This window comes from Nocardia thraciensis (assembly GCF_054782435.1).
The window spans coordinates 144,829-164,720 of record NZ_BAAGSM010000039.1; the positions used below are offsets into that span (position 1 = coordinate 144,829).

Below are 19,892 nucleotides of genomic sequence, written 5' to 3' on the forward strand. Positions count from 1 at the left end.
CCTCGGTCGATGCGTGGCCTACCAGTCGATCAGGCCGAGTTCGTGCAGCCGCCGGAACACCAGCATCGAGCCCGGGGCGACGTGCCTCATGGCGGCGTATTCACCGCCGGTGAAGTAGCGCAGCTCGGCGACCTCGCTGGTGGGCCGCGGGTCCCCGGTCAGGTCGGCGGTGAAGCAGGTCATGTGTAGCGCGGTTCCCGGCGCGTGGCCGAACGCCTGACATTCGAAGACGCCCAGCTCGCGATAGGCGGCAACGCCGACGCCGAGTTCCTCCCGTACCTCGCGATGCAACGCTTCCACGGGCGTCTCGCCGGGATCGATCTTCCCACCCGCCATGTAAAATACGTCTTTCCCCGCCGACCGCGCCTGCAGCAGCCGCCGATCGCGGACATGCGCCACAGCCGCGGTACGAATCATGACTTCGCCTCCTCTACACTACTCGGCGGACGCCGCCGGTCGCTCCGTCAGCGAGCGGGTGGCGCCAACTTCCAGTGCTCGTGCAGGGCCGCCGCGATCTCCGGCAGCACGGTCACCGGAACTCGCTTGTGCCGCAACATCTTCCGCACCTCGGCCACCTGCTCCCGCTTGCGATGTTCGTAGGCGTTGGAGACCGGCCGCACCACCGGCGGAATGCTCAGCAGCATCAACTCACCGTGCGGCTCGTCCCCACCGGCCAGGTCCAGCGCCAGCGACCACCGCTCCCGCTCATCGAGCGCGAACCGCCCCGCGACCACCCGCTCCCACTCGATACTGTCCTCCGCCAACGGCGTCCGCCGATAGATCGCCTGCTCGGTGAGCATCACCGCGTCCCGCCCGAACAGCCGCACCAACAACGCGACAGCCACCACGGCCCCCGCCAACAGCCCGGTGAACACCCGATTCACCCCGAACACCCCGACGATCACCCCGCACACCAGCACGGTGGCCAGCACCCCCAGGCACCCGTAGACCAGGGCCCGCCGCCCCGAAACCACGCCCGCGCGCACCACGCCCATCGGCCCTCCTACCTCGCTGCGAGCCCACGGTACCGGTCGCGTCGGCGACCGCGGTAGCGATGCTGACCGCGGCGCTGGATCTCACGAGGGCGGCGGCGGCCACCCGGTGTCGACCAGTTCTGTTTCAGGCGCGGAGGGCTACCGCTGCCTCGGCCGTATAGACCAGGAATGTCAGGCTCTGCTGGAAGTACAGCTGGACCGTGTCGGCGTTGTGGGACTGGTAGCCGATCGAGAGGTCCTGGCCGAGTTGGAGGTCGAAGTCGCCGCCGCGGGTGGTGAGGACGAAGGCGCCGTCGATGGCGGGGGCCCAGATGATCTCGCCCTCGGGGATGAGGCGCTCGATGTGGGTGCGGATCGGGTGGCCGTGGTCGGAGGTCTCGCTGACCTGGGTGTACAGGTCGGCGCTCAGCAGCACCGAGTACGGACCGTCGACGCCGGCGAGCCGCAGCTCGCTCAGGGCCTGTGCCACCGCCTCCGGCACCAGCCGCGGATCCGACGGTAGCGCGATCGGGGTGTTGGAGGCCGCCGCCCGGATGCCCGTGATGTCGGCGGCCGGGTAGCCCTCGAAGATGCCCCGGTCCTCGGCGAAGGCGATGCGGCGCGCCGCGTCCTTCACCGGGTCCAGATCGGTGTCCTTGGCGCCGCGTTCGACGTTGTCGAGCTCCTCGCGCGACAGCGTGAACGGCACCCGCAGCTCCACCAGTGGCGCCACCACCCGCTGCCGCACCCGCACACCCTCGTCGGGCGCGCTGATGGTGGTGGTGCGCCCGAGGCCGACCGCCGAATAGTCGGTGCCGTGCGGCCCGGACAGGTCGACGACGCGACGACCGGCGATATGCCGCTTGAACGTGCGGGTCGCCTCCTCCTCGATCGCCGACCAGGCCTCGTCGGTGATCGGCGCGAGCTCGCGGTGCAGGTTGTTCATGCTGCGTCCTTTCCGGTGTGAGCGAAGCCCTTCGTGATTGCGCACTGCCCGCCATGGTCCGGGCCATTCGTACCCGGCTCGTCCGCCACGGCACGGCCGATACCGGGCTTACCCGCTACGACGCAGCTGATACCCGGTTGACCCGTTGGGGCGCGGTCATTCATACCCGGCTCCCTTTCAGGGTGCCGATGCCTAGAGAGCCGTTGCCTGCGGGGGCGGTGACGGGTGGGTCGGCCTCGGCCGCCTCCACCCGGGCGGGTGGGTCCGGTGGGTCGTCCAGGAATTCGGTGGTCGGGGTGAAGAACAGGGTGCCGGTGATCGCGGTGGAGAAGTCGAGGATCCGGTCGTAGGCGGCCTCGTCGCTGCCCAGGAACATCCGCTCCAGCATCTGCTCGGTGACGGTCGGCGTGGCGGCGTAGGCGATGTAGTAGGTGCCGAACTCGCCCTCCTTCACGCTGCCGAACGGCATGTTGGCGCGAATGATCTGACGCTGGTTGCCATCCGGGTCGTACACGGTGTTGACCGCCACGTGCGAGTTCAGCGGCTTCTCCTCGTCGGACAGTTCGTAGTCGCCGAGCTTGGTGCGCCCGATGACGCGCTCCTGCTCCTCGACCGGCAGCGCATTCCACGCGTCCATGTCATGGGTGTACTTCTGCACGACGACGTAGCTGCCGCCCGCGAAATCGGGATCCTCGGCGCCGACCAGGGCCGCCGCGGCGGCCCCCGGCCCGGTCGGGTTCTCCGTGCCGTCGACGAAGCCGAGCAGGTCGCGGACCTCGAAATAGCGGAAGCCGATGGTCTCGTCGACGATGGTGACCGCGCCGCGCAGCCGGTCGGCGATCGTCATCGCCAACTCGAAGCAGGCGTCCGGCGCCTCGGCGCGGATGTGGAACAGCAGATCGCCCGGTGTCGCGGGGGCCTCGTGGCGCTCGCCGAAGTAGCCCGGAAACTCGTGCAGCTCCGCGGGTTTCGGCCCGGCGAAGAGCCGGTCCCAGGCGGCGGAGCCGATGCCGACAACGCAGTTGAGGGCGGCTCCGGGAACCCGGAAACCGACCGATCGGGTCAACCCGGACAGGTCGGCCAGCACGTCGTGCACCGCCGGTTCGCCCCCCTCATCGATGGTGGCGACGAGGAAGATCGCGGCCCGTGTGAGCGGATCGAGGATCGGCTGCGGCTCACCCATGATCTTCAGCGTACGGGGTGCCACCGACAGCACGGCCGAGGATTGCCCGATGTCTGCTGTGATCTCGAGCAGGTTGCCGGTGTGGCGGCTATTTCGCGACGGTCAGCAGGAACGCCACGTCGTCGAGGGCCTTCACGCTGTGCCGGGCGTCGGGGATGACCAGCAGGTCTCCCGGTGAGCCCTTCCACTCGTTGGTGCCGGAGATCAGGGTCAGCGTGCCGGTCAGGACCTGCAGTGTGGCCTCGCCCGGGTTCTCGTGCTCGGCCAGGCTCTGCCCCGCGGACAGTGCGATCACGGTTTGGCGGAGGCTGTGGGTGTGGCCGCCGCAGAGCGTCTGGGAGCTGCGTCCGCTCGTGGCGGTCGCGGCCAGTTTGAGTTGCTGGCGGGCCACCGCGGTCAGCGATTTCTTGTCCATGGACAACCTTTCACGGATCAGCCGAGAGCGGGCTGTGGTCGCGGGCTGAATAGTCGTGAGTATGCCGGACGGGTGCGACGGTCTCGGGCGTTTCGCAGTTGCGATTCGGCCCCGGATTCAGCGCACGTAGCGTAGCCAGCGATAACGGGGCCCCGACTTCGACTCGCGCCAGCCGCTGTCGGAGTCGATCCGCCAGCCGGAGCCGATCGGCGGGGCGTAGGCATCGCCCTGAACCCGGGTGTCCACCGTGGTGACCTCGAGATCGGTCGCGTACTCCATTGCCGCGCGGTAGATTTCGCCGCCGCCCATGACCCATGTGAGGTCGGCGTCGGCCAGCCGCAGCGCCGCGTCGACGGATCCGGCCCGCTCCGCGCCGGGGGCCGACCAGTCGGGCTGCCTGGTCACGACGATATTGCGCCGGTCGGCCAGCGGGCGGAAACGCTCGGGCAGGGAATCCCAGGTGCGCCGCCCCATCACCACCGGATGGCCCAGCGTGACGTCCTTGAAGTGCGCCATGTCCTCGGGCACCCGCCACGGGATCGCGTTGTCGGCGCCGATGACGCCCTCGGGCGTCTGTGCCCAGATCAGCCCGATGCGCCGCGGGCTCATACCGCCACCGGCGCCTTGATGGCCGGATGATGCTGGTAGCCCACGACTTTCACATCCTCGTAGGCATAGTCGAACAGCGTCGGCGCCTGCCGCAGCTCGAGCTCGGGGAACGGGTAGGGCTCCCGCCCGAGCTGCTCGCGGACCTGCTCGACGTGGTTGTCGTAGATGTGGCAGTCGCCGCCGGTCCAGATGAAATCACCGGGCTCGAGCCCGGCCTGCTGCGCGACCATGTGGGTGAGCAGCGCGTAGCTGGCGATATTGAACGGCACCCCGAGGAACAGATCGGCGCTGCGCTGATACAGCTGGCACGACAGCCTGCCCCCCGCGACATAGAACTGGAACAGCGCGTGGCACGGCGCCAGCGCCATCTTGTCCAGCTCGGACACGTTCCAGGCGGAGACCAGCATGCGGCGGGAATCCGGATCGGTGCGCAGGGTCCGCAGGATCTGCGCGATCTGGTCGATGTGCGCGCCGTCGGGTGTCGGCCAGGACCGCCACTGCACGCCGTACACCGGCCCCAATTCGCCGCTCGGATCTGCCCATTCGTCCCAGATCGTCACCCCGTGCTCGCGCAGCCATTCGATATTCGATTCGCCGCGCAGGAACCAGAGCAGCTCGTAGACGATCGACTTCAGGTGCACCCGCTTCGTCGTGATCAGCGGAAACCCGGCCGACAGGTCGTAGCGCAGCTGATAGCCGAAGACGCTGCGGGTCCCGGTGCCCGTGCGATCGGACTTCGGTGTCCCGGAGTCCAGCACGTGCCGCAGCAGATCCTCGTACTGGGTATCGCGAGCGGGGTGGGAGCGGGCACCGTCCATGACTGCCAAGTTAACGCATGGGACCGACTGGCAAGCTTGGGCATCGTGCAGCAACTCTTCGTGATCGGAATCGGCGCGGGCGATCCGGCCCAGGTGACCGTGCAGGCTATCGAGGCCATGCGCCGCGTCGACGTCTTCTTCGTCATCGGGAAGGGCGACGCGAAGCGGGAACTCGTCGAGGTGCGCACCGCGATCCTCACCGCGCATCTGGACCGCCCGCACCGGACCGTGGAGATCGCCGATCCGCCCCGGGACCGCAGCGTCACCGATCCGGACTATCGCGGGGTGGTCGAGGACTGGCACGAGCGGCGGGCCGCGCTGCTGGAGGAGGCGTTCGCGGGGACCGACGGCGTCGGCGGCATTCTGGTGTGGGGCGACCCGTCGCTGTACGACAGCACCCTGCGCATGGTGCGACGGGTGCTCGACCGCGGCCGCGTGCGATTCGACTACGCGGTCGTCCCGGGCGTCACCAGCGCGCAGGCGCTGGCCGCCCGGCACCGCATCGTGCTGCACGACATCGGCGAGCCGGTGCGGATCACCACCGGCCGCCGCCTGCGCGAGGAGGGCGTCGCCCCGGGCGAATCCACGGTGGTCATGCTCGACGGTGCGGCCTCGTTCACCACCGTCCCCGGCGACGACCTGCACATCTGGTGGGGCGCCTACCTGGGCATGCCCGACGAAACCCTGATCGAGGGCCCGCTGCGCGCCGTGGAAGCCCGAATCCTCCAGCGCCGCAAGGAACTCCGCGACGCGAAGGGCTGGATCATGGACATCTACCTCCTGCGTCGCACCTGACGCCCCCGCTCGCGGCGCATGGCCGGAATCCGCCCGGACGAATCCGGATGCCGCGGTGAAACGAATCTCTTTCGAAGGCGGGGTGTTCGATGAGGAGGTCGTCCATGGCAGCACAGAACCGGCCTATCGCGGAGAGATGGCTGAGGCGCACCGGCTCGGTGCTGGTCGTCGGCGCGGTGCCACTGGCGCTCGTGCTGTCCGCGACTCCGGCCGCCGCCGAGGCCGGCGATCCGTCGGCCGTCGCGGGCGGCGACGTAGCCGCACAGCAACCGGCCCCGCATGACCCCCTGGCGGCTGTCGAGGCCGCCGTCAGGCACCTGCCAGCTCCGGCCGCGGCCCCGATCCCGGTACCCGACAACGCCATTCGCATCGGCTCGGTGGTGGTCCCGCGCCCCGACTTCCTCGATCCGCAGACGACCACCCAGATCAACGATGCCGCCGCCGACGCGGAGGCCGGGCTCGCGCAGGGCCTCGACTCGGCGGGCATCGAGCCCGAGCGGTCCGACCGGATGGCCGCCGATACCCTCGGCGGCGCCGCCACGGGTGCGGTCGTGGGTGCGGTGGCGTCGGCCCCGCTCGCGGTGACCAGCGCGGTCGTCGGGAGCGTCGCGGGTCTGGTGGCCGGGGTCCCGTTCCTGCCGATCGGCCTGCTGATCGGCCCGGTGGTCGGCGCGCAGATCGGCGCGGCGGTGATCACGGTGCCCGCGGCCGCCGCCGGTGCGGCGATCGGTGCCGCCGCGGGTGCGGTCGGCGGCTACTTCGCGCCGCTGACCGAACAACCGGTCGTGCCGGCAGGCGAACCCGCTCTCTAGTGCCGCTACGGCGCCCGCGGTACTGGCACATCCGGGAATGACGAAAGGTGTGCTGAGCGGCCCCGGGTCGACTACGACTTCCCCGCATCGCTGCGGCCGGACTCGAGGTATCCGTCCGGCATGCCGGAACGTCCGGGGCCGTAACCGATTACGCCCGGGGCGAGCCGTTTACGCAGGCGCGTCGGTCGGTTCCGCGTCCACCTCGTCCAGCGCGGCCGCCATCGTCTTCAGGTCGGCGAGCATGCGCGCGAGCCGATCGGCGCCGAGGCCCGCGGTCATCCGATGCTCGATGGCCAGGATGTCGGCCCGCGCCGCATGCAGGCGCCTGCGGCCCGCCGGGGTGAGCCGGACCGGCAGCGCGCGACCGTGCGGGGCCTGCGCGGGCCGGGTGACCAGGTCCGCGGATTCCAGGTTGCGCAACACCACGTTCATCGACTGCCGGGTGACGAACGCGCCCCGGGCCAGGTCGGCGTTGGAGCGGGCGACGTCGCCGTCGAGCAGTTCGAGGCAGACATACTGCGGGACGGTCAGTTTGTGCCGTCGCAATCGCGCGTCCATCGCACCGTGCAGCGTCGCTTGCACACGCTTGAGTTCGTAGCCCACCAGGCTGCCGAGTTCCCTGCGATCCATGTCAAAAGTTTGACATAAGAGCGGACCTGCGCATAGTCTCGTTTATGTCAAAGTTCTGACATAGGAGAGATCGTGAAAGTTTCCGGACCCGACTTCATCGGCCTGCAGGTGCGCGACGTGGCGGCCGCCGCGTCCTTCTACGAGGACCGGCTCGGCCTGCGCCGCGCGGCGGTGTCCCCGCCCGGGGCCGTCGTCTTCGACACCACCCCGATCCCCTTCGCGATCCGCGGACCTCTGCCCGGGGTCGATCTGGACGCCGCCGCACCCCGCCCCGGGCTCGGCATCGCCCTGTGGTTGCAGGTCGACGACGCATCGGCGCTGCACGATGCGCTGGCCGCCGCGGGTACCCCGATCGTCACGGAAATGGCGGACAGCCCCTTCGGGCGGCATTTCGCCTTCGCCGATCCGGAGGGCTACGTCATCACCGTGCACGAGGGCGACTGACTTGTCGGTCGGTGCCGGTAGTCTGCAGGGGTGCCCGAGTTACCGGAGATCGTGGCGCTCGAGCGGTTCCTGGCCGAGCACGCGGTGGGCGCGGTTGTCGGGCGGGTGGATGTCGCGGCGCTGAGCGTGCTGAAGACATTCGACCCGCCGATCACCGCGCTACCCGGTCGTGACGTCACGGGCGCTGGGCACTGGGGCAAACATCTGGGATTGAACTGCGACGGGCTGTGGCTGATCACGCACCTGTCCCGGGGCGGCTGGCTGCGCTGGCTGGACGAGCCGAGCCCCAGCCCACTCAAGCCGGGCAAGGGCCCGCTGGCGCTGCGCGTGCACTTCTTCACCCCGGAGGGCGCCACCCCGGCCTTCGACCTCACCGAGGCGGGCACCAAGAAGCGGCTCGCGGTCTGGGTCGTCGAGGATCCGAAGACCGTGCCGGGCATCTCGCGGCTGGGCCCCGACGTGCTGGAGGTCACCGAGGAGCAGTTCGCGGAGATCCTGCGCGGCACCTCGCAGCGGCTCAAGACCGCGCTCACGGACCAGGTCCTGCTCGCCGGTATCGGCAACGCCTACTCCGACGAGATCCTGCACACCGCCAAGCTCTCCCCGTTCGCCACCGCGAGTTCCCTCACCCCGGAGAAGGCGGCGCGGCTCTACGCGGCCATGCGCGACATCGTCACCGATGCGGTGAACCGTTCGGTCGGGCAGGACGCGGCACGCCTCAAGGGCGAGAAGCGGTCCGGCATGCGGGTGCACGCCCGCACCGGCCTCCCGTGTCCGGTCTGCGGCAACACCGTCCGCGAGGTCGCCTACGCGGACAAGTCGTTCCAGTACTGTCCGACCTGCCAGACCGGCGGCAAGATCCTCGCCGACCGTCGCATGTCGCGGCTGCTCAAATAGGTTACTGCAGCGCGGGAACCCGAACGCCTTCCCACGCAAGACGTTTCGTCTTCTCAGGGTCCACCTCGACCCGCGCCGGATGGTCGATGATCCGCGTGCTGCGCCGCTGCTCGGTGTATTCCGGCCACGAGGCGAGGGGCTTTCCGGTGCGGGCGAACGACAGCCAGTTGTCCTGGAATTCGTCCTGCACCGCCCGGAATCCACGATGCCCTCCGGCGGCGGTGAGCGCCCGGCCGACGGGGGTGTCCACGCCACCGAACACCGGGACCAGGTCCAGGGCGTGGGTGGCCGAGAATCCGGCCAATTGCACTGCGCGCGGGGCGTAGTCGAATCGGTAGGCGTAGGTCGGAGCGTGCCTGCTGTGTCCTTCCAGCACCGCTATGGTCGGCCGCCAGAACACGAAATCGCCGCCCATCCGGACGGCCATCTTCCGGGCCGGATAGCCGGGATAGGCTGCGACGACCCGCTTTTCGAGCTCGGCGTCGCCGCAGCGCGCCAGGGCGGTGTGCAACTGCTCGCGAGTGGTGGGCAGCGTCCGGTCGAAGCGCTGGAACAGCGTCCCCTCGTCGCGGTTGGTGCCGATGATGAGCGGAACGGGGTGCGCGCTGCCCTCGGCGAACGCGTCTATCGGTGCGCGCGGCAGATACTCGCCGTCCACGACGGGGGCCGCGGGGAAGCTGCCCGGCTGCTCCCACAGCACTTTGCCGATGGCCCGGTCGACACCCTTGCGAATCTCGTTGGCGCCCAACGTGGTCAGCGCGACCGCGGCATCTTTCTCGGCGATGCCGAGCCCCGCCAGGCACTGCCGCGCGAAGGCCCGCGCCTCCGCGGCCGACATCGCCCAGTCCGCGGGCGCGCTCTGTGCGATGCCGCGATGAAACAGCCCCGCCGCCGCGGGCGTGGCCAGCAGGCTCACCACCGCGTGCGCACCGGCCGACTCGCCGAAGATGGTGACGTTGTCCGGATCCCCGCCGAACGCGGCGATATTGCGCCGCACCCACCGTAGGGCGGCCACCTGATCCCGCAGACCCAGATTGGACTCGAAAGGCCTTGCCGTGGTGGAGAATTCGCTGAAGTCGACGTAGCCGAACGCGCCGAGCCGGTAGTTCAGCGACACCACGATCACGTCGCCGCGCAGCGCCAGCCGCGCCCCGGAGTACAACCGCAGCGCGGACGTTCCGAGCACATATCCGCCGCCGTGGATGAACACCATCACCGGCCGCGGCGCCGACGACGGCGCGGCCGGGGCGACGACGTTCAGCGTCAGGCAGTCCTCGCCGGTCGGCTGGGACCGCCGGGGGCCGAGCCGCGCCCCGTCTCGATGCTGCATGGCCGCGAACCCGAAGGAGGTGGCCTCGCGCACGCCGGACCAGGGCCGCACCGGCTGCGGCGCACGGAACCGCAGGTCCCCGACCGGCGGAGCGGCGTAGGGAATCGACCGCCAGCGCAATACGCGGCGGCCACGCTGACCGCGAACGACGCCGTCGGCGGTCGTGATATCTGTCGTTGCCACCATCCTCGGATGGTAGCCGTTACTGCAGGTAACCCTCGACCTGCTTGGCGGAACCGGCCTCCGCCTGATCCGGGTTCTCACCGCGGTCGACACGGGCGCGCCGCTGTCGCAGCAGGTCCCAGCACTGATCCAGCATCACCTCGAGCTCGGCCAGCTGGGCGCGCTCCTGTTCCGGGTCGAGCGTGCCCTCACCCGCCTTGGACCGCAACCGATGCTCACGATCCACCAGTTCCTTGATGCGCGCGAGAATGTCCTGTTCGGTCATGGTCTCCATGCTACGGCCGTGCCGCGGCCGCACCTCGCGTCAAGGGTTCCGGCCGAGCGTGCGCCCACGGCCGTCACCGTGCCCACGGCGGAACGAACGGGTCCATCCCCGGCATCACGGCTCGGCCGCCCACCGGCAGCACCGCGACCATCTCCAGCGGCTCGGCATGCGGATTGCTCACGCTGAAGGTGGTGTCCGGCGGCACGATCAGGGCGTCGCCCGCCGACAGCTCGTGTCGCTCACCCTCGAGTTCGGCCACCGCCCGCCCGGAGATCAGGACGAAGATCTCCTCCCGGTCGACCCGGTGCGGGGCCGCGGGCGCTGCGGGACTCATCCGGAAGCGCCACGCGCACGTCTGTTTCGCGCCGCGACTGGGGGCGGTCAGGCCGACGGCGGTGACGTGGTCGGATTCGAAAACGGGCGCCGTCGCCCCGCGCAAGACGGTCATCGGGCCGGGGCCGGGACGAGGGTGGCGCCGTCCGCCATCCGCGCGGTCGCGCCGACCGGCAGCACGGCGACGGCCTCGAACGGCTCGTCGTACGGGTTTCCCAGCCCGAACGAAGTCCCGGCCGGAATGACGACGGCGTCCCCCGCGGCGATTTCGTGGCGGACACCTTCGAGCAGGGCGACGGCGCGACCGGCAATGGCCAGGATCACCTCCTCGCGGTCGAAAGAGTGCTCATCGGGGGCGGCGCCCGGCTTGACGCGAGTGCGCCACACGCAGGTCTCCGCGGCGCCCCGGCTGGGGGAGGCCAGACCGGTGAAGGTGGCATTGGGTAGGTCGAAGACGGGGGCGGTGGAGCCGCGGACCACAGGCATCGGTGTAGCCTCTCATTGCACAACCAAGGTTTACAACCATAGTTGTACAACTGGAGTTGGCATTCGTCAAGAGTGTCGTCGACGGGAGATGTGGTGCACTTCGGGATACTGCTCGGCCTCGCCTACAACCAGTTCGTGCACGAACTGCACGAACACCTCGAGGGCCGGGGGTTCACCCGGCTCAAGCCCGCCTTCGGCTACGCGTTCAAAGTGCTCGCCGCGGAAAGCATGACGACCAGCGCGCTGGCGGCGAGGCTCCGGGTCACCCCGCAGGGCGCGGCCAAGACCGTGGAGGAGATGGTGGCGGCCGGGTATGTGGAGCGCGTCGCCGATCCCGGCGACGCCCGGGTCAAGCTGCTCGTCCTCACCGATCGCGCCCGCGACCTGCTGGCCGCCGGGCACGATTTCCACCGGTCCTTCGAGAGCGGCCTCGCCGCCGAACTCGGCGCCGAGCCGGTCGCCGCGCTGCGCGAGGTGCTCGCCGCCGTCGTGGAGCGCAGCGACTCGCCCGACGGCCTGGCTCGCACCCTGCGTCAACTCTGATCCGTCGGTGTCCGCCTCATCCACGTGGCGATCACGATCACCAGCAGGAAGGCGAGAAGTGATGTGCCGGTGCGCAATCCGTGGAACAGGTCCCAGCGGGTGAGGATGTCGGCGTAGTCGTCCGGCGTGCCGTCGGTGATCCACGCCCTGATCTGCCGGTTGATCGGCACGTTCCCGAATCGGGTGATCACGAACGAGGCGACGACCAGCAGCCCGGCCGCGGCCGCGAGCGCCCGGATTCGATCGCGGTGCGGCGCGGCCAGTGCGAAGCAGCTCGCGGCGGCAAGGGCCATGGTGAGCTGCATGCTGATGCTGTTGTTCTTCATCAGCTCGGAGTGGAACTCCAGGCGCATCTGCAGCGGCACGCGGTGGAACGTCGGCGCGAGGTTGGCCAGCCCGTATCCGAAAGCCCCCGTGAGCAATCCGGTGGCGAGCAGGGCGGCGGCTTGAACGAGGCGTATGTACAAGGTGTCCTCCCGGCTCATCGGTCGGTGGCGGTTCGGGAGAGCTGATGCGAGCGCCGGATGCGGCCGTCCGGGGTGAACTCGCCGAACAGGTGGACCTCGGTGGTGATCGTCTGCGCCTTGCGCATGCGTGCGTGAATGGTCAGGCGGGCGGCGATGCGATCGCCGTCGGCGGCCAGGCGCGCCCGGTCCAGTCGGATGCCGTTGGCGATCTGGACGATGTCCGGCGTGTGGAAGCGGTCGACGGTCGCGCCCGGATCGCTGCCGTCGTCCTGCACGGCCGCATCGGTGAAGGCGGTGAAGAATTCGAACTGTTCCGGGGTGTGGGGTGGTGCTGATCTCATGGCACTCCAGCCGTAGAATTCTGACAACGCTGTAAACGTTATGCGGCCAGGATAAATTTGACAAGGATGTAAGATTTTGACGCGTGAACAAGAACCTCGCCGCCGGGCCGACGCCGAACGCAGCCGGTCCGCCATCATCGATGCCGCGGCGCGATTACTGGCGGATCGGCCGACCGCGGGGCTTGCCGCGATAGCGGCCGACGCGGGGGTGACGCGCCAGACCGTCTACGCGCACTTCGCCTCTCGCGACGACCTGCTCGCGGCCGTCGTGGATCATGTCACCGACCGGACGGTGGCGGCGATCGACGCCGCCGACCTGGACGGCGGCACCGCGACCGATGCCCTGCTGCGGATGCTCGAGATCAGCTGGCGGGCGTTCGAGGAGTATTCGGTACTGCATCGCCTGGAGGTCGCGCCTGGGGACGACCGCGCCCGGCACGTGCCCATCGACGACTGTCTGCAACGCATCATCCGTCGTGGACAGCGCACCGGGGAGTTCGACCGCGTGCTACAGCCCGGCTGGCTGGCCGCGGCGGTCATGGCCCTGGGACATGCCGCGGGGGAGCAGGTCAAGGCGGGGAAGATGACCGTGCGCGCGGCCGAGAAAGCGTTGGGCGACAGCGTACTTCGCGTCGTCGGCCGAGGCTCGAACTAGTCTCGCCACGCGTGCGGGCGTGCTGCCCGTGGCGGATCCGGTCGAATCCGCGCCGACTATGGACCGCGGTCGGTCAGGCACTCGCGTGCGATCCGCACCGCCGCACGCAGATCCGTACGCGGCAGTGCCGAATATCCGAGCGGGACACCGAAACCGCGCTGCGGCCCGATGTGATGGCGCCCCAGACCGTCGAGGAGGAGGCCGCGTCGCCGGGCGGACTCGATCGCGCGTTCCTCGGCGGCGGCCGACGGCAGCGGCACCACCAGGTGGGATCCGGCGTCGTCGCCGACCACCTCTAGTCCACCGCGGCGCAACTCGTCGACGACGATCGCCCGGCGCGGTGGCATCTCGCGGCGGAGTCGCCGCAGGTGGCGCATCAGGTCGCCGTGCCTGGCGAGTTCGACCAGGACCTGCTGGCCCGCCGGGGCGGGTCCGGTGCCGGTGGATTCCCGGTGTGCCATTACGGCTTTCGCGATAGCCGGGGTCGCGACCAGCCAGCCGACACCGAGTGTCGGACTGAGGATCTTGGACGTGGTCCCCAGGTGGACGACGATATCCGGCGCGAGGGTGGCCAGCATCGGCAAAGGGGCGGTGTCGTACCGCAGTTCGCCATCGTAATCGTCCTCGATGACGAAAGCGCCCGTGCGGCGGGCGAATTCGATCAGCTCGATCCGTCGGGCCGCGGGCATGCGCGCGCCGAGCGGGAACTGGTGGGCGGGAGTGCAATACACGGCTTCGACGTCGGGCGGAATCCGGTCGACCCGCAGGCCGTCGGCATCGACCGGCACCGGCAGTACCCGCGCGCCCGCCGCCCGGAAGGCCCCGACGGCACGCTGATAACCCGGATCCTCGATCGCCACGGTGTCGCCGGGCCGCAGCAGTGCCACCGCCAGTTCGCCCACCGCGGCGCCGGTCCCCGCCGTGGCCAGCACCACGGTGTCGCTTCCGGCCGCGAGTCCGCGGTGCCGGAGCAACTGTTCGGCGACTGTCGCGCGATAGTCCGGTTCGCCCTGCCTGTCCTTGCGCGCCAGCGGGATTCGATCCGAGGCCGACCGCCACGCGCGGCGCCACGCGGCCCGGTCGATCGCCGCCACGCACGGCGTGCCCGGTACGAGATCGAATCGGAGAGTGTCGGATTCGGATTCGTCCGGCGTGGCGGGCCGGCTCGGCGCCGGGGCGGGGGAGGCGGTGAGGAAGGTGCCCGAACCGTGCCTGCCGGTGAGCCAGCCCTCGGCGTGCAACTGGTCGTAGGCCGCGGTGACCACCGTGCGGCTGACGCCCAGCCGGGCCGCGAGGGCCCGCGAGGACGGCAGCCGGTCGCCGCCGCGCAACCGGCCCGCGGTGGCGGCCTCCCGCAGGCCGTCGGCGACCTGCACGGCCAGCGGGGCGGCGGCCTTCCGGTCCACGAGCAGCGGCAGTTCGTCGGGCGCGGTCAAAGTGGTCTTCCATTTCTTCAGCTGATTGGCCATTTCATAATGCCATTTTCGCCGGAATGCTGATGGCATGACCGAGTTGCCCGCCGCACGTCTCCCGCTCTCCCCGACGCCGCGCAGCACGCTCACCCGCAGCCGGGAGCGCGGCGCCGTCGATCGCGATGCCCTGGACGCCGTCCTCGACAACGGCATGATCTGCCACCTCGGCGTCCTGCTGCACGGCGCCCCGGTGGTGCTGCCGACCATCTACGGCCGCGACGGTGACACTCTCTACCTGCACGGATCCACCGGCGCGGGAAATCTGCGGGCCGCCGTGACAGGTGACGTCTCGGTGACGGTGACCCATGTCGACGGCATCGTCTACGCCCGGTCGGCCATGCATTTCTCGATGAACTTTCGCTCGGCGGTCATCCACGGCCGCCCCGTGGAGGTCACCCATCGCGACGAGCGCCTGCACGCGCTGCGCGTCATCGTCGAGCGCGCTGCCCCGGGCGCCTGGGACGCCGTCCGCTCGCCGTCCAAGAAGGAACTGGCCGCGACCGCGGTGCTCGCACTGGACCTCACCGAGGCGTCGGTGAAGACGCGCACCGGCGGTCCGCGCGACGACGCGGAGGATCTCGCAAGCGACACCTGGGCGGGTGTCCTCCCCATTCGCCAGGTCTTCGACGACCCCGTGCCCTCTCCGGACCTCGCGCCCGGCATCCACACCCCGCAGCACGTCCTCGCCCGGCTGTCCGACGTAGCCGCGGCACGCTAGCCCCGGTGCGGGAGATTCGTCGCTACCACCGGGTGTGGGGGAGGTCCAGCCTCTCCAGGGCGGTGGTGGCGAGATCGGTCAGCGCCGCGGCGGAACCGATGCGGTCGGGGTCGAGGCCGACCAGCGCCAGGGTGTAGGTGTGGCCCGAGCGGGACAGGTAGGCCGACAGCCGGGTGCGGGGGAGTTCGGTAGGGCGCAGGCCCGGATGGATGGCGCGGGTCGCCACACCCGTGCAGCGATGCGGGCCGAGGCGGGTCAGCGCGGCCGGGAGCGGACCGATGTTGGAGCACAGGATGTCTCGTTCGCCCGCGCCCCGGGACAGCGTGTAGGCCACGCGTTCGGGCAGTACCTGCAGGAGTTCCTCCGGGAGGCCTTCGGGGCCGGACATGCGGTGTTCGTATGCGGCGCGGCACTTCTCGCGCAGGGTGGCGGGATTGTCGGCGCGCGTCACCACGACCTCGGTCATCGCCATGTCGTTATCCACGCGCGGTTCGTCGCGGGTGTCGACGGGCAGACTGGCCGCGATAGACGATCCGGGGAAGCCGCTGTCCCACAGCATATTAGCGACGAGGTGGACGAACAGGGTATTCGCGGTGCCGCCGCGGCCCGCACCGACGAGGTCCCAGTCGGCCGCCGGAATCTGCAGCACGGCACCGTATGTCGCGTGCTCCGACAACCCGGTCGCCACTCGAGCTTCCGGCGCCTGCGGTCGCTTCGGGACGCCGTGCCGCAGCGCCCGCGCGGTGCCGCCCAGCACGGTCGACCACTGGTGTCGGGCATCGGCCCAATCCGAGTGCGCCGCACCGGCTTCCGGGACGACGCCGGTCAGCGCGAGATCGACCGCGGTCACCAGGCCACGCCCGTCGGCGAGCGCGTGCGAACACGTCAGCGACACGATCGAGCCACCGCCGTCCACCCGCGCCGCCGCCAGCCGCCAGCCCGGCCCGAATTCCGGATCGAGGTCGAAGCCCTGCGCATCCGCCCAGTCGAGCAGGCCGGCCTGCGGAATCGGGAGTTCCGCGATCCGCAGCGGATGCGCCCGGTCGTTCGCCCGCCAGTACGGCCGCGCCCCCGGGAGTCGCGGCCGCACCACCCGCCGCCCCAGCGGACCGCTCCGCAAGGCGCTGTGCACCCGCTCCAGCACCTTCGGTTCCACCTGATCGGCCGTCCGCCACAACCCCTGCAGGGCAATCGGAGTCCCCATCCCGCGATGCGTCCGCAGGAAGATCTCGTCGACGACGCTGAGCCTGCTCATAGTGCGCGCCCCACCCGCTCGCTGCGGTGACGATCGCGCAAGGTCGGAAGTGGCGGCGGCATGAGGCCATGGTGCCACCACCGCCCGACCGGTGCCGTAGCGCGAGGTCGACGTCGACGCCCGGCGCCGGAGCGGCATCAGGTCGAGCGCCGCCGTCTCGGTGGCGGTTGCCGTCGTTCGTCGTCAGGTCGAGGTGCCGTGGCGTCCGGCGCCGGAGGCGAACCGCTGCGCTCCGGCCAGGGCGCCGTCGGCGTCGGAGAGGGCGGTCAGTCCGTGGCGGAACTCGTTGGCGATCGCGGCATCCTCGTCCAGGCCCCACTGTTCGAGCGCCGACAGGCGATCGGTGCGCAGGCAGGTCTGCGGCAGGGCGGCCAGATCCGCGGCGAGTTGCTCTGCGGCGCCGCGGGATTCACCCGGCGGGACGACCCGGTTGACCAGCCCCATCTGCAGCGCCTCGGCGGCGCCCACCGCGCGGCCGGTGAGAATCATGTCCATGGCCCGCCCGGCCCCGACGATGCGCGGCAGCCGCACCGTGCCCCCGTCGATGAGCGGCACTCCCCAGCGGCGGCAGAAGACCCCGAATGTGCTGTCCTGCTCGGCAATTCGGAGGTCGGCCCACAGCGCCAGCTCCAACCCGCCCGCGACCGCGTAGCCGGAGACCGCGGCGATCACCGGTTTGGACAGTCGCATCCGGGTCGGCCCCATCGGGCCGTCCCCCTCCGTACTGGCGGCGTTGGAGCGTTCGGTGCCCAGGGATTTCAGGTCCGCGCCCGCGCAGAAAGTGCCACCCGCGCCCCACAGCACCGCGACCGCGGCGTCCATATCGGCATCGAATTCCCGGAACGCGTCGGCCAGTTCCCGCGCGGTCGGGCCGTCGACCGCGTTGCGGGCCTGGGGGCGATCGAGGACCACGGTGAACACCGGACCCTTGCGCTCGATTCGTACGCTCACGGCTGCTCCTCGCTGTCGCGGGCCGCCACCCGACCCGGCCGTACGCCCGATTCGAACAGCCGTGGCCCCCTTGCGTCAAGAAATGAATTCGTGATTCACTTCTTGCGTGGCTTACCGCCGGACCCCCGCCGTGCAGGCCCGCCTCGACGCACAGGCGGGCGCGATCGTGCACGCCGCGACCAGGGTGCTCTCCGAGCGCGGGTTCGCGGGAATGTCGATCGCGGCGGTCGCCGCCGAGGCGGGCGTCGCCACCGGCACCGTCTACAAGAACTTCAGCGGCAAGACCGAGCTGGTCACCGCGGTGTTCCGCGATGTCGTCACCCGGGAGGTGTCGGCGGTCGCGGCGGCCGGCGCCGCGGGCAGCGCCGTGGAGCGGGTCACCGCCGCGGTGGAGACCTTCGCGGGTCGCGCCCTGAAGAACCCGAAGCTGGCCTACGTGCTGCTGGCCGAGCCGGTTGACGCGGCCGTGGACACCGAGCGGCTGCGGTTCCGCCGCGCCTTCGCCGAGACGTTCGCCGCGGCGATCGCCGAGGGCGTCGCGAACGGCCAACTGCCCCCGCAGAATCCGCGCACCGCCGCTACCGCCCTGGTCGGCGCCATCGGCGAGGTCCTGGTCGGACCGCTGGCCGAGGCGCTGCAGAGCGAGTCGGTGGTGCCCGAACTCATCGAATTTTCGTTGCGCGCCTTGGGTTTACGCGAACCCGAGGATCGCCCGTGACCACCGGCGTCACCGAGACAGGAGTGCCCCGCATGCCCACCCATGAGGTATTCAACCAGGTTCCGCCCATCGTCCCGTTCGACTTCTCCCACAACCCCGCTCTGCTCGAGGGGCTGCACCGGGAGGGTGCGGGGTGGGCGGAGGCCGAGGTCCGCGAACTGGGCGCGCTCGCGGGCGGCGCCGAGGCGCAGGAATGGGGCCGGGTCGCCAACGAGTACCCACCGGTGCTGCACACGCACGACCGCTACGGGCACCGGGTCGACGAGGTGGAGTTCCACCCGTACTGGCACGAGCTGATGAAAGTCGCTGTGGCGCACGGACTGCACGGCGCCCCGTGGCTCGAGGACCGGCCCGGCGCCCACACCGCGCGGGCCGCGAAGTTCTACACCTGGGGCATGGCCGATGCCGGGCACATGTGCCCGATCTCGATGACCTACGCGGTGGTGCCCGCGCTGCGCCACAATCCGGAGCTGGCTGCGCGGTACGAGCCGCTACTCGGTTCGCGCACCTACGATTTCGGCTTGCGCGAGCCGACGTCGAAGGCCGGACTGATCGCCGGTATGTCCATGACGGAGAAGCAGGGCGGCTCGGATGTCCGCGCCAACACCACCACGGCCACACCGCAATCCGACGGCGCCTACCGCGTCGTCGGCCACAAGTGGTTCACCTCGGCCCCCATGTCGGATATGTTCCTCACCCTCGCGCAGGCGCCCGGCGGGCTGTCGTGTTTCCTGCTGCCGCGCGTGCTGCCCGACGGTTCCCGCAACGCGCTGCGGCTGCAACGGCTCAAGGACAAGCTGGGCAACAAGTCGAACGCCTCCTCGGAGATCGAGTACGAGGACGCGGTCGGCTGGCTGGTCGGCGCGGAGGGCGCCGGGGTGAAGACCATCATCGAGATGGTGAACATGACCCGGCTGGACTGCGTGATCGGCTCGGCCACCGGGATGCGGATCGGCGTGCTGCACGCGGTGCACCATGCCCGGCATCGGGAAGTGTTCGGCGCCAAGCTGTTCGATCAGCCGTCCATGCGCAATGTGCTCGCCGACCTGGTGATCGAATCGGACGCGGCGACCACGGTGATGATGCGGCTGGCGGGCGCGACCGACCGCGCGGCCTCCGATCCGGCCGAGGCGGCGCTGCGCCGGATCGCCCTGGCGGTCACGAAGTACTGGGTCTGCAAGCGGGCGCCGGTGCACGCGGCCGAGGCGCTGGAATGCCTGGGCGGCAACGGCTATGTCGAGGATTCCGGCATGCCGCGGCTGTATCGCGAGGCGCCGCTGATGTCGATCTGGGAGGGTTCGGGCAATGTGGCGGCGCTGGACGCGTTGCGCGCCATGGGGCGCCAGCCCGAGACGGTGGAGGCCTACTTCGACGAGGTGTCGCTGGCCCGCGGCGCCAACCACCACCTGGACGATGCCATCGACCGCATCGGCAAGGAACTCACCGACCTGTCCGATATCGAATACCGTGCCCGCCGCGTGGTCGAGCTGATGGCCCTGGTGCTGCAGGGCGCCCAGCTGGTCCGCCACGGCCACGCCGCCGTCGCGGACGCCTTCTGCGCCACCAGGTTCGGCGGCGACTGGGGCATCGCCTTCGGCACCCTTCCGGTCGGCGCCGACACCGCCGCGATCCTCGCCCGCGCAGCCCTGTAG

At 70.4% G+C, this 19,892-nt stretch carries 26 protein-coding genes; 9 read left to right on the forward strand and 17 right to left on the reverse strand.

Annotated elements, in window-relative coordinates:
• Positions 1 to 18 precede the first annotated feature (18 nt).
• The 7 genes from ACYVLQ_RS25455 to ACYVLQ_RS25485 all read right to left on the reverse strand — a co-directional run bounded on the left by ACYVLQ_RS25455 (position 19) and on the right by ACYVLQ_RS25485 (position 4,945).
• Positions 19 to 417 carry an NUDIX hydrolase gene (locus tag ACYVLQ_RS25455; protein WP_460700043.1) on the reverse strand — a complete coding sequence of 133 codons (399 nt, stop codon included), beginning with the start codon at positions 415 to 417 and terminating at the stop codon, positions 19 to 21.
• Positions 418 to 464: 47 nt separating this feature from the next.
• On the reverse strand, positions 465 to 995 hold the full coding sequence (locus tag ACYVLQ_RS25460; RefSeq protein ID WP_460700044.1) for a hypothetical protein: 531 nt from the start codon (positions 993 to 995) through the stop codon (positions 465 to 467).
• Between the two features lie 124 nt (positions 996 to 1,119).
• Positions 1,120 to 1,920, reverse strand: a complete 801-nt coding sequence (locus ACYVLQ_RS25465) for a family 1 encapsulin nanocompartment shell protein (protein ID WP_460700045.1) — start codon at positions 1,918 to 1,920, stop codon at positions 1,120 to 1,122.
• Positions 1,921 to 2,080: 160 nt separating this feature from the next.
• The gene (locus ACYVLQ_RS25470) at positions 2,081 to 3,103 is read right to left on the reverse strand and encodes a Dyp-type peroxidase (RefSeq protein ID WP_460700046.1); all 1,023 of its coding nucleotides are present in this window, start codon (positions 3,101 to 3,103) and stop codon (positions 2,081 to 2,083) included.
• Positions 3,104 to 3,191: 88 nt separating this feature from the next.
• The gene (locus tag ACYVLQ_RS25475; RefSeq protein ID WP_068015025.1) at positions 3,192 to 3,518 is read right to left on the reverse strand and encodes a cupin domain-containing protein; all 327 of its coding nucleotides are present in this window, start codon (positions 3,516 to 3,518) and stop codon (positions 3,192 to 3,194) included.
• Between the two features lie 117 nt (positions 3,519 to 3,635).
• Positions 3,636 to 4,127, reverse strand: coding sequence for a dihydrofolate reductase (locus ACYVLQ_RS25480; RefSeq protein WP_460700047.1), 492 nt, complete (start codon positions 4,125 to 4,127; stop codon positions 3,636 to 3,638).
• Positions 4,124 to 4,945 carry a thymidylate synthase gene (locus ACYVLQ_RS25485; RefSeq protein WP_460700048.1) on the reverse strand — a complete coding sequence of 274 codons (822 nt, stop codon included), beginning with the start codon at positions 4,943 to 4,945 and terminating at the stop codon, positions 4,124 to 4,126. The genes ACYVLQ_RS25480 and ACYVLQ_RS25485 overlap by 4 nt, the downstream gene beginning before the upstream one ends.
• A gap of 45 nt (positions 4,946 to 4,990) precedes the next feature.
• Between ACYVLQ_RS25485 and cobF the strand changes: the two genes are divergently transcribed.
• On the forward strand, positions 4,991 to 5,740 hold the full coding sequence (gene cobF / locus ACYVLQ_RS25490; protein WP_460700049.1) for a precorrin-6A synthase (deacetylating): 750 nt from the start codon (positions 4,991 to 4,993) through the stop codon (positions 5,738 to 5,740).
• 104 nt (positions 5,741 to 5,844) lie between these two features.
• Positions 5,845 to 6,552, forward strand: coding sequence for a hypothetical protein (locus ACYVLQ_RS25495; RefSeq protein ID WP_460700050.1), 708 nt, complete (start codon positions 5,845 to 5,847; stop codon positions 6,550 to 6,552).
• Between the two features lie 168 nt (positions 6,553 to 6,720).
• Here the strand turns inward: ACYVLQ_RS25495 and ACYVLQ_RS25500 are convergent, their stop codons facing one another.
• The gene (locus tag ACYVLQ_RS25500; protein WP_460700051.1) at positions 6,721 to 7,182 is read right to left on the reverse strand and encodes a MarR family winged helix-turn-helix transcriptional regulator; all 462 of its coding nucleotides are present in this window, start codon (positions 7,180 to 7,182) and stop codon (positions 6,721 to 6,723) included.
• A 72-nt stretch (positions 7,183 to 7,254) separates the two neighbouring features.
• On the opposite strand from ACYVLQ_RS25500, the gene ACYVLQ_RS25505 reads away from it, so the two are divergent.
• Complete coding sequence (locus ACYVLQ_RS25505; protein WP_460700052.1) at positions 7,255 to 7,626, forward strand: VOC family protein; 372 nt, start codon at positions 7,255 to 7,257, stop codon at positions 7,624 to 7,626.
• A gap of 30 nt (positions 7,627 to 7,656) precedes the next feature.
• Positions 7,657 to 8,523 (forward strand): Fpg/Nei family DNA glycosylase, encoded by an 867-nt coding sequence (locus ACYVLQ_RS25510; protein ID WP_460700053.1) that lies wholly within the window; start codon positions 7,657 to 7,659, stop codon positions 8,521 to 8,523.
• A 1-nt stretch (position 8,524) separates the two neighbouring features.
• Here ACYVLQ_RS25510 and ACYVLQ_RS25515 read toward each other — a convergent pair whose 3' ends face one another.
• The 4 genes from ACYVLQ_RS25515 to ACYVLQ_RS25530 form a co-directional block, all read right to left on the reverse strand.
• Complete coding sequence (locus ACYVLQ_RS25515) at positions 8,525 to 10,039, reverse strand: carboxylesterase/lipase family protein (protein WP_460700054.1); 1,515 nt, start codon at positions 10,037 to 10,039, stop codon at positions 8,525 to 8,527.
• A gap of 16 nt (positions 10,040 to 10,055) precedes the next feature.
• Positions 10,056 to 10,301, reverse strand: coding sequence for a DUF2630 family protein (locus tag ACYVLQ_RS25520; protein WP_460700055.1), 246 nt, complete (start codon positions 10,299 to 10,301; stop codon positions 10,056 to 10,058).
• A gap of 73 nt (positions 10,302 to 10,374) precedes the next feature.
• Positions 10,375 to 10,749, reverse strand: a complete 375-nt coding sequence (locus ACYVLQ_RS25525; RefSeq protein ID WP_460700056.1) for a cupin domain-containing protein — start codon at positions 10,747 to 10,749, stop codon at positions 10,375 to 10,377.
• The gene (locus tag ACYVLQ_RS25530) at positions 10,746 to 11,120 is read right to left on the reverse strand and encodes a cupin domain-containing protein (protein WP_460700057.1); all 375 of its coding nucleotides are present in this window, start codon (positions 11,118 to 11,120) and stop codon (positions 10,746 to 10,748) included. The genes ACYVLQ_RS25525 and ACYVLQ_RS25530 overlap by 4 nt, the downstream gene beginning before the upstream one ends.
• Before the next feature lie 93 nt (positions 11,121 to 11,213).
• On the opposite strand from ACYVLQ_RS25530, the gene ACYVLQ_RS25535 reads away from it, so the two are divergent.
• Positions 11,214 to 11,663 (forward strand): MarR family winged helix-turn-helix transcriptional regulator, encoded by a 450-nt coding sequence (locus ACYVLQ_RS25535; RefSeq protein WP_460700058.1) that lies wholly within the window; start codon positions 11,214 to 11,216, stop codon positions 11,661 to 11,663.
• On the opposite strand, the gene ACYVLQ_RS25540 is transcribed toward ACYVLQ_RS25535, so the two are convergent.
• Both ACYVLQ_RS25540 and ACYVLQ_RS25545 read right to left on the reverse strand, forming a co-directional pair.
• Complete coding sequence (locus ACYVLQ_RS25540; RefSeq protein ID WP_460700059.1) at positions 11,654 to 12,130, reverse strand: anthrone oxygenase family protein; 477 nt, start codon at positions 12,128 to 12,130, stop codon at positions 11,654 to 11,656. The genes ACYVLQ_RS25535 and ACYVLQ_RS25540 overlap by 10 nt on opposite strands.
• 14 nt (positions 12,131 to 12,144) lie before the next feature.
• Positions 12,145 to 12,471: a nuclear transport factor 2 family protein gene (locus tag ACYVLQ_RS25545; RefSeq protein WP_460700060.1), complete on the reverse strand. Its 327-nt coding sequence runs from the start codon at positions 12,469 to 12,471 to the stop codon at positions 12,145 to 12,147.
• Positions 12,472 to 12,547: 76 nt separating this feature from the next.
• On the opposite strand from ACYVLQ_RS25545, the gene ACYVLQ_RS25550 reads away from it, so the two are divergent.
• Positions 12,548 to 13,126 (forward strand): TetR/AcrR family transcriptional regulator, encoded by a 579-nt coding sequence (locus tag ACYVLQ_RS25550; protein WP_460700061.1) that lies wholly within the window; start codon positions 12,548 to 12,550, stop codon positions 13,124 to 13,126.
• A gap of 56 nt (positions 13,127 to 13,182) precedes the next feature.
• Here ACYVLQ_RS25550 and pdxR read toward each other — a convergent pair whose 3' ends face one another.
• Positions 13,183 to 14,595, reverse strand: a complete 1,413-nt coding sequence (gene pdxR / locus ACYVLQ_RS25555) for a MocR-like pyridoxine biosynthesis transcription factor PdxR (RefSeq protein ID WP_460700062.1) — start codon at positions 14,593 to 14,595, stop codon at positions 13,183 to 13,185.
• 34 nt (positions 14,596 to 14,629) lie between these two features.
• Here pdxR and ACYVLQ_RS25560 point away from each other — a divergent pair, with 34 nt between their 5' ends.
• Complete coding sequence (locus ACYVLQ_RS25560) at positions 14,630 to 15,316, forward strand: pyridoxamine 5'-phosphate oxidase family protein (RefSeq protein WP_460700063.1); 687 nt, start codon at positions 14,630 to 14,632, stop codon at positions 15,314 to 15,316.
• A 22-nt stretch (positions 15,317 to 15,338) separates the two neighbouring features.
• Here ACYVLQ_RS25560 and ACYVLQ_RS25565 read toward each other — a convergent pair whose 3' ends face one another.
• Entirely contained in the window at positions 15,339 to 16,571 is a 1,233-nt protein-coding gene (locus ACYVLQ_RS25565) for a hypothetical protein (protein ID WP_460700064.1), read from the reverse strand.
• Positions 16,572 to 16,754: 183 nt separating this feature from the next.
• On the reverse strand, positions 16,755 to 17,522 hold the full coding sequence (locus ACYVLQ_RS25570; RefSeq protein ID WP_460700065.1) for a crotonase/enoyl-CoA hydratase family protein: 768 nt from the start codon (positions 17,520 to 17,522) through the stop codon (positions 16,755 to 16,757).
• Between the two features lie 106 nt (positions 17,523 to 17,628).
• Between ACYVLQ_RS25570 and ACYVLQ_RS25575 the strand changes: the two genes are divergently transcribed.
• Both ACYVLQ_RS25575 and ACYVLQ_RS25580 read left to right on the forward strand, forming a co-directional pair.
• Positions 17,629 to 18,240, forward strand: coding sequence for a TetR/AcrR family transcriptional regulator (locus ACYVLQ_RS25575; RefSeq protein ID WP_460700066.1), 612 nt, complete (start codon positions 17,629 to 17,631; stop codon positions 18,238 to 18,240).
• 32 nt (positions 18,241 to 18,272) lie between these two features.
• On the forward strand, positions 18,273 to 19,892 hold the full coding sequence (locus tag ACYVLQ_RS25580) for an acyl-CoA dehydrogenase family protein (protein WP_460700187.1): 1,620 nt from the start codon (positions 18,273 to 18,275) through the stop codon (positions 19,890 to 19,892).

Bases quoted from the DNA above. Each gene is read 5' to 3' on its own strand.
- ACYVLQ_RS25455 (WP_460700043.1), bottom strand. From the start codon at position 417: ATGATTCGTACCGCGGCTGTGGCGCATGTCCGCGATCGGCGGCTGCTG.
- ACYVLQ_RS25460 (WP_460700044.1), bottom strand. From the start codon at position 995: ATGGGCGTGGTGCGCGCGGGCGTGGTTTCGGGGCGGCGGGCCCTGGTC.
- ACYVLQ_RS25465 (WP_460700045.1), bottom strand. From the start codon at position 1,920: ATGAACAACCTGCACCGCGAGCTCGCGCCGATCACCGACGAGGCCTGG.
- ACYVLQ_RS25470 (WP_460700046.1), bottom strand. From the start codon at position 3,103: ATGGGTGAGCCGCAGCCGATCCTCGATCCGCTCACACGGGCCGCGATC.
- ACYVLQ_RS25475 (WP_068015025.1), bottom strand. From the start codon at position 3,518: ATGGACAAGAAATCGCTGACCGCGGTGGCCCGCCAGCAACTCAAACTG.
- ACYVLQ_RS25480 (WP_460700047.1), bottom strand. From the start codon at position 4,127: ATGAGCCCGCGGCGCATCGGGCTGATCTGGGCACAGACGCCCGAGGGC.
- ACYVLQ_RS25485 (WP_460700048.1), bottom strand. From the start codon at position 4,945: ATGGACGGTGCCCGCTCCCACCCCGCTCGCGATACCCAGTACGAGGAT.
- ACYVLQ_RS25495 (WP_460700050.1), top strand. From the start codon at position 5,845: ATGGCAGCACAGAACCGGCCTATCGCGGAGAGATGGCTGAGGCGCACC.
- ACYVLQ_RS25500 (WP_460700051.1), bottom strand. From the start codon at position 7,182: ATGGATCGCAGGGAACTCGGCAGCCTGGTGGGCTACGAACTCAAGCGT.
- ACYVLQ_RS25515 (WP_460700054.1), bottom strand. From the start codon at position 10,039: ATGGTGGCAACGACAGATATCACGACCGCCGACGGCGTCGTTCGCGGT.
- ACYVLQ_RS25520 (WP_460700055.1), bottom strand. From the start codon at position 10,301: ATGACCGAACAGGACATTCTCGCGCGCATCAAGGAACTGGTGGATCGT.
- ACYVLQ_RS25525 (WP_460700056.1), bottom strand. From the start codon at position 10,749: ATGACCGTCTTGCGCGGGGCGACGGCGCCCGTTTTCGAATCCGACCAC.
- ACYVLQ_RS25530 (WP_460700057.1), bottom strand. From the start codon at position 11,120: ATGCCTGTGGTCCGCGGCTCCACCGCCCCCGTCTTCGACCTACCCAAT.
- ACYVLQ_RS25545 (WP_460700060.1), bottom strand. From the start codon at position 12,471: ATGAGATCAGCACCACCCCACACCCCGGAACAGTTCGAATTCTTCACC.
- pdxR (WP_460700062.1), bottom strand. From the start codon at position 14,595: ATGGCCAATCAGCTGAAGAAATGGAAGACCACTTTGACCGCGCCCGAC.
- ACYVLQ_RS25560 (WP_460700063.1), top strand. From the start codon at position 14,630: ATGACCGAGTTGCCCGCCGCACGTCTCCCGCTCTCCCCGACGCCGCGC.
- ACYVLQ_RS25565 (WP_460700064.1), bottom strand. From the start codon at position 16,571: ATGAGCAGGCTCAGCGTCGTCGACGAGATCTTCCTGCGGACGCATCGC.
- ACYVLQ_RS25580 (WP_460700187.1), top strand. From the start codon at position 18,273: ATGCCCACCCATGAGGTATTCAACCAGGTTCCGCCCATCGTCCCGTTC.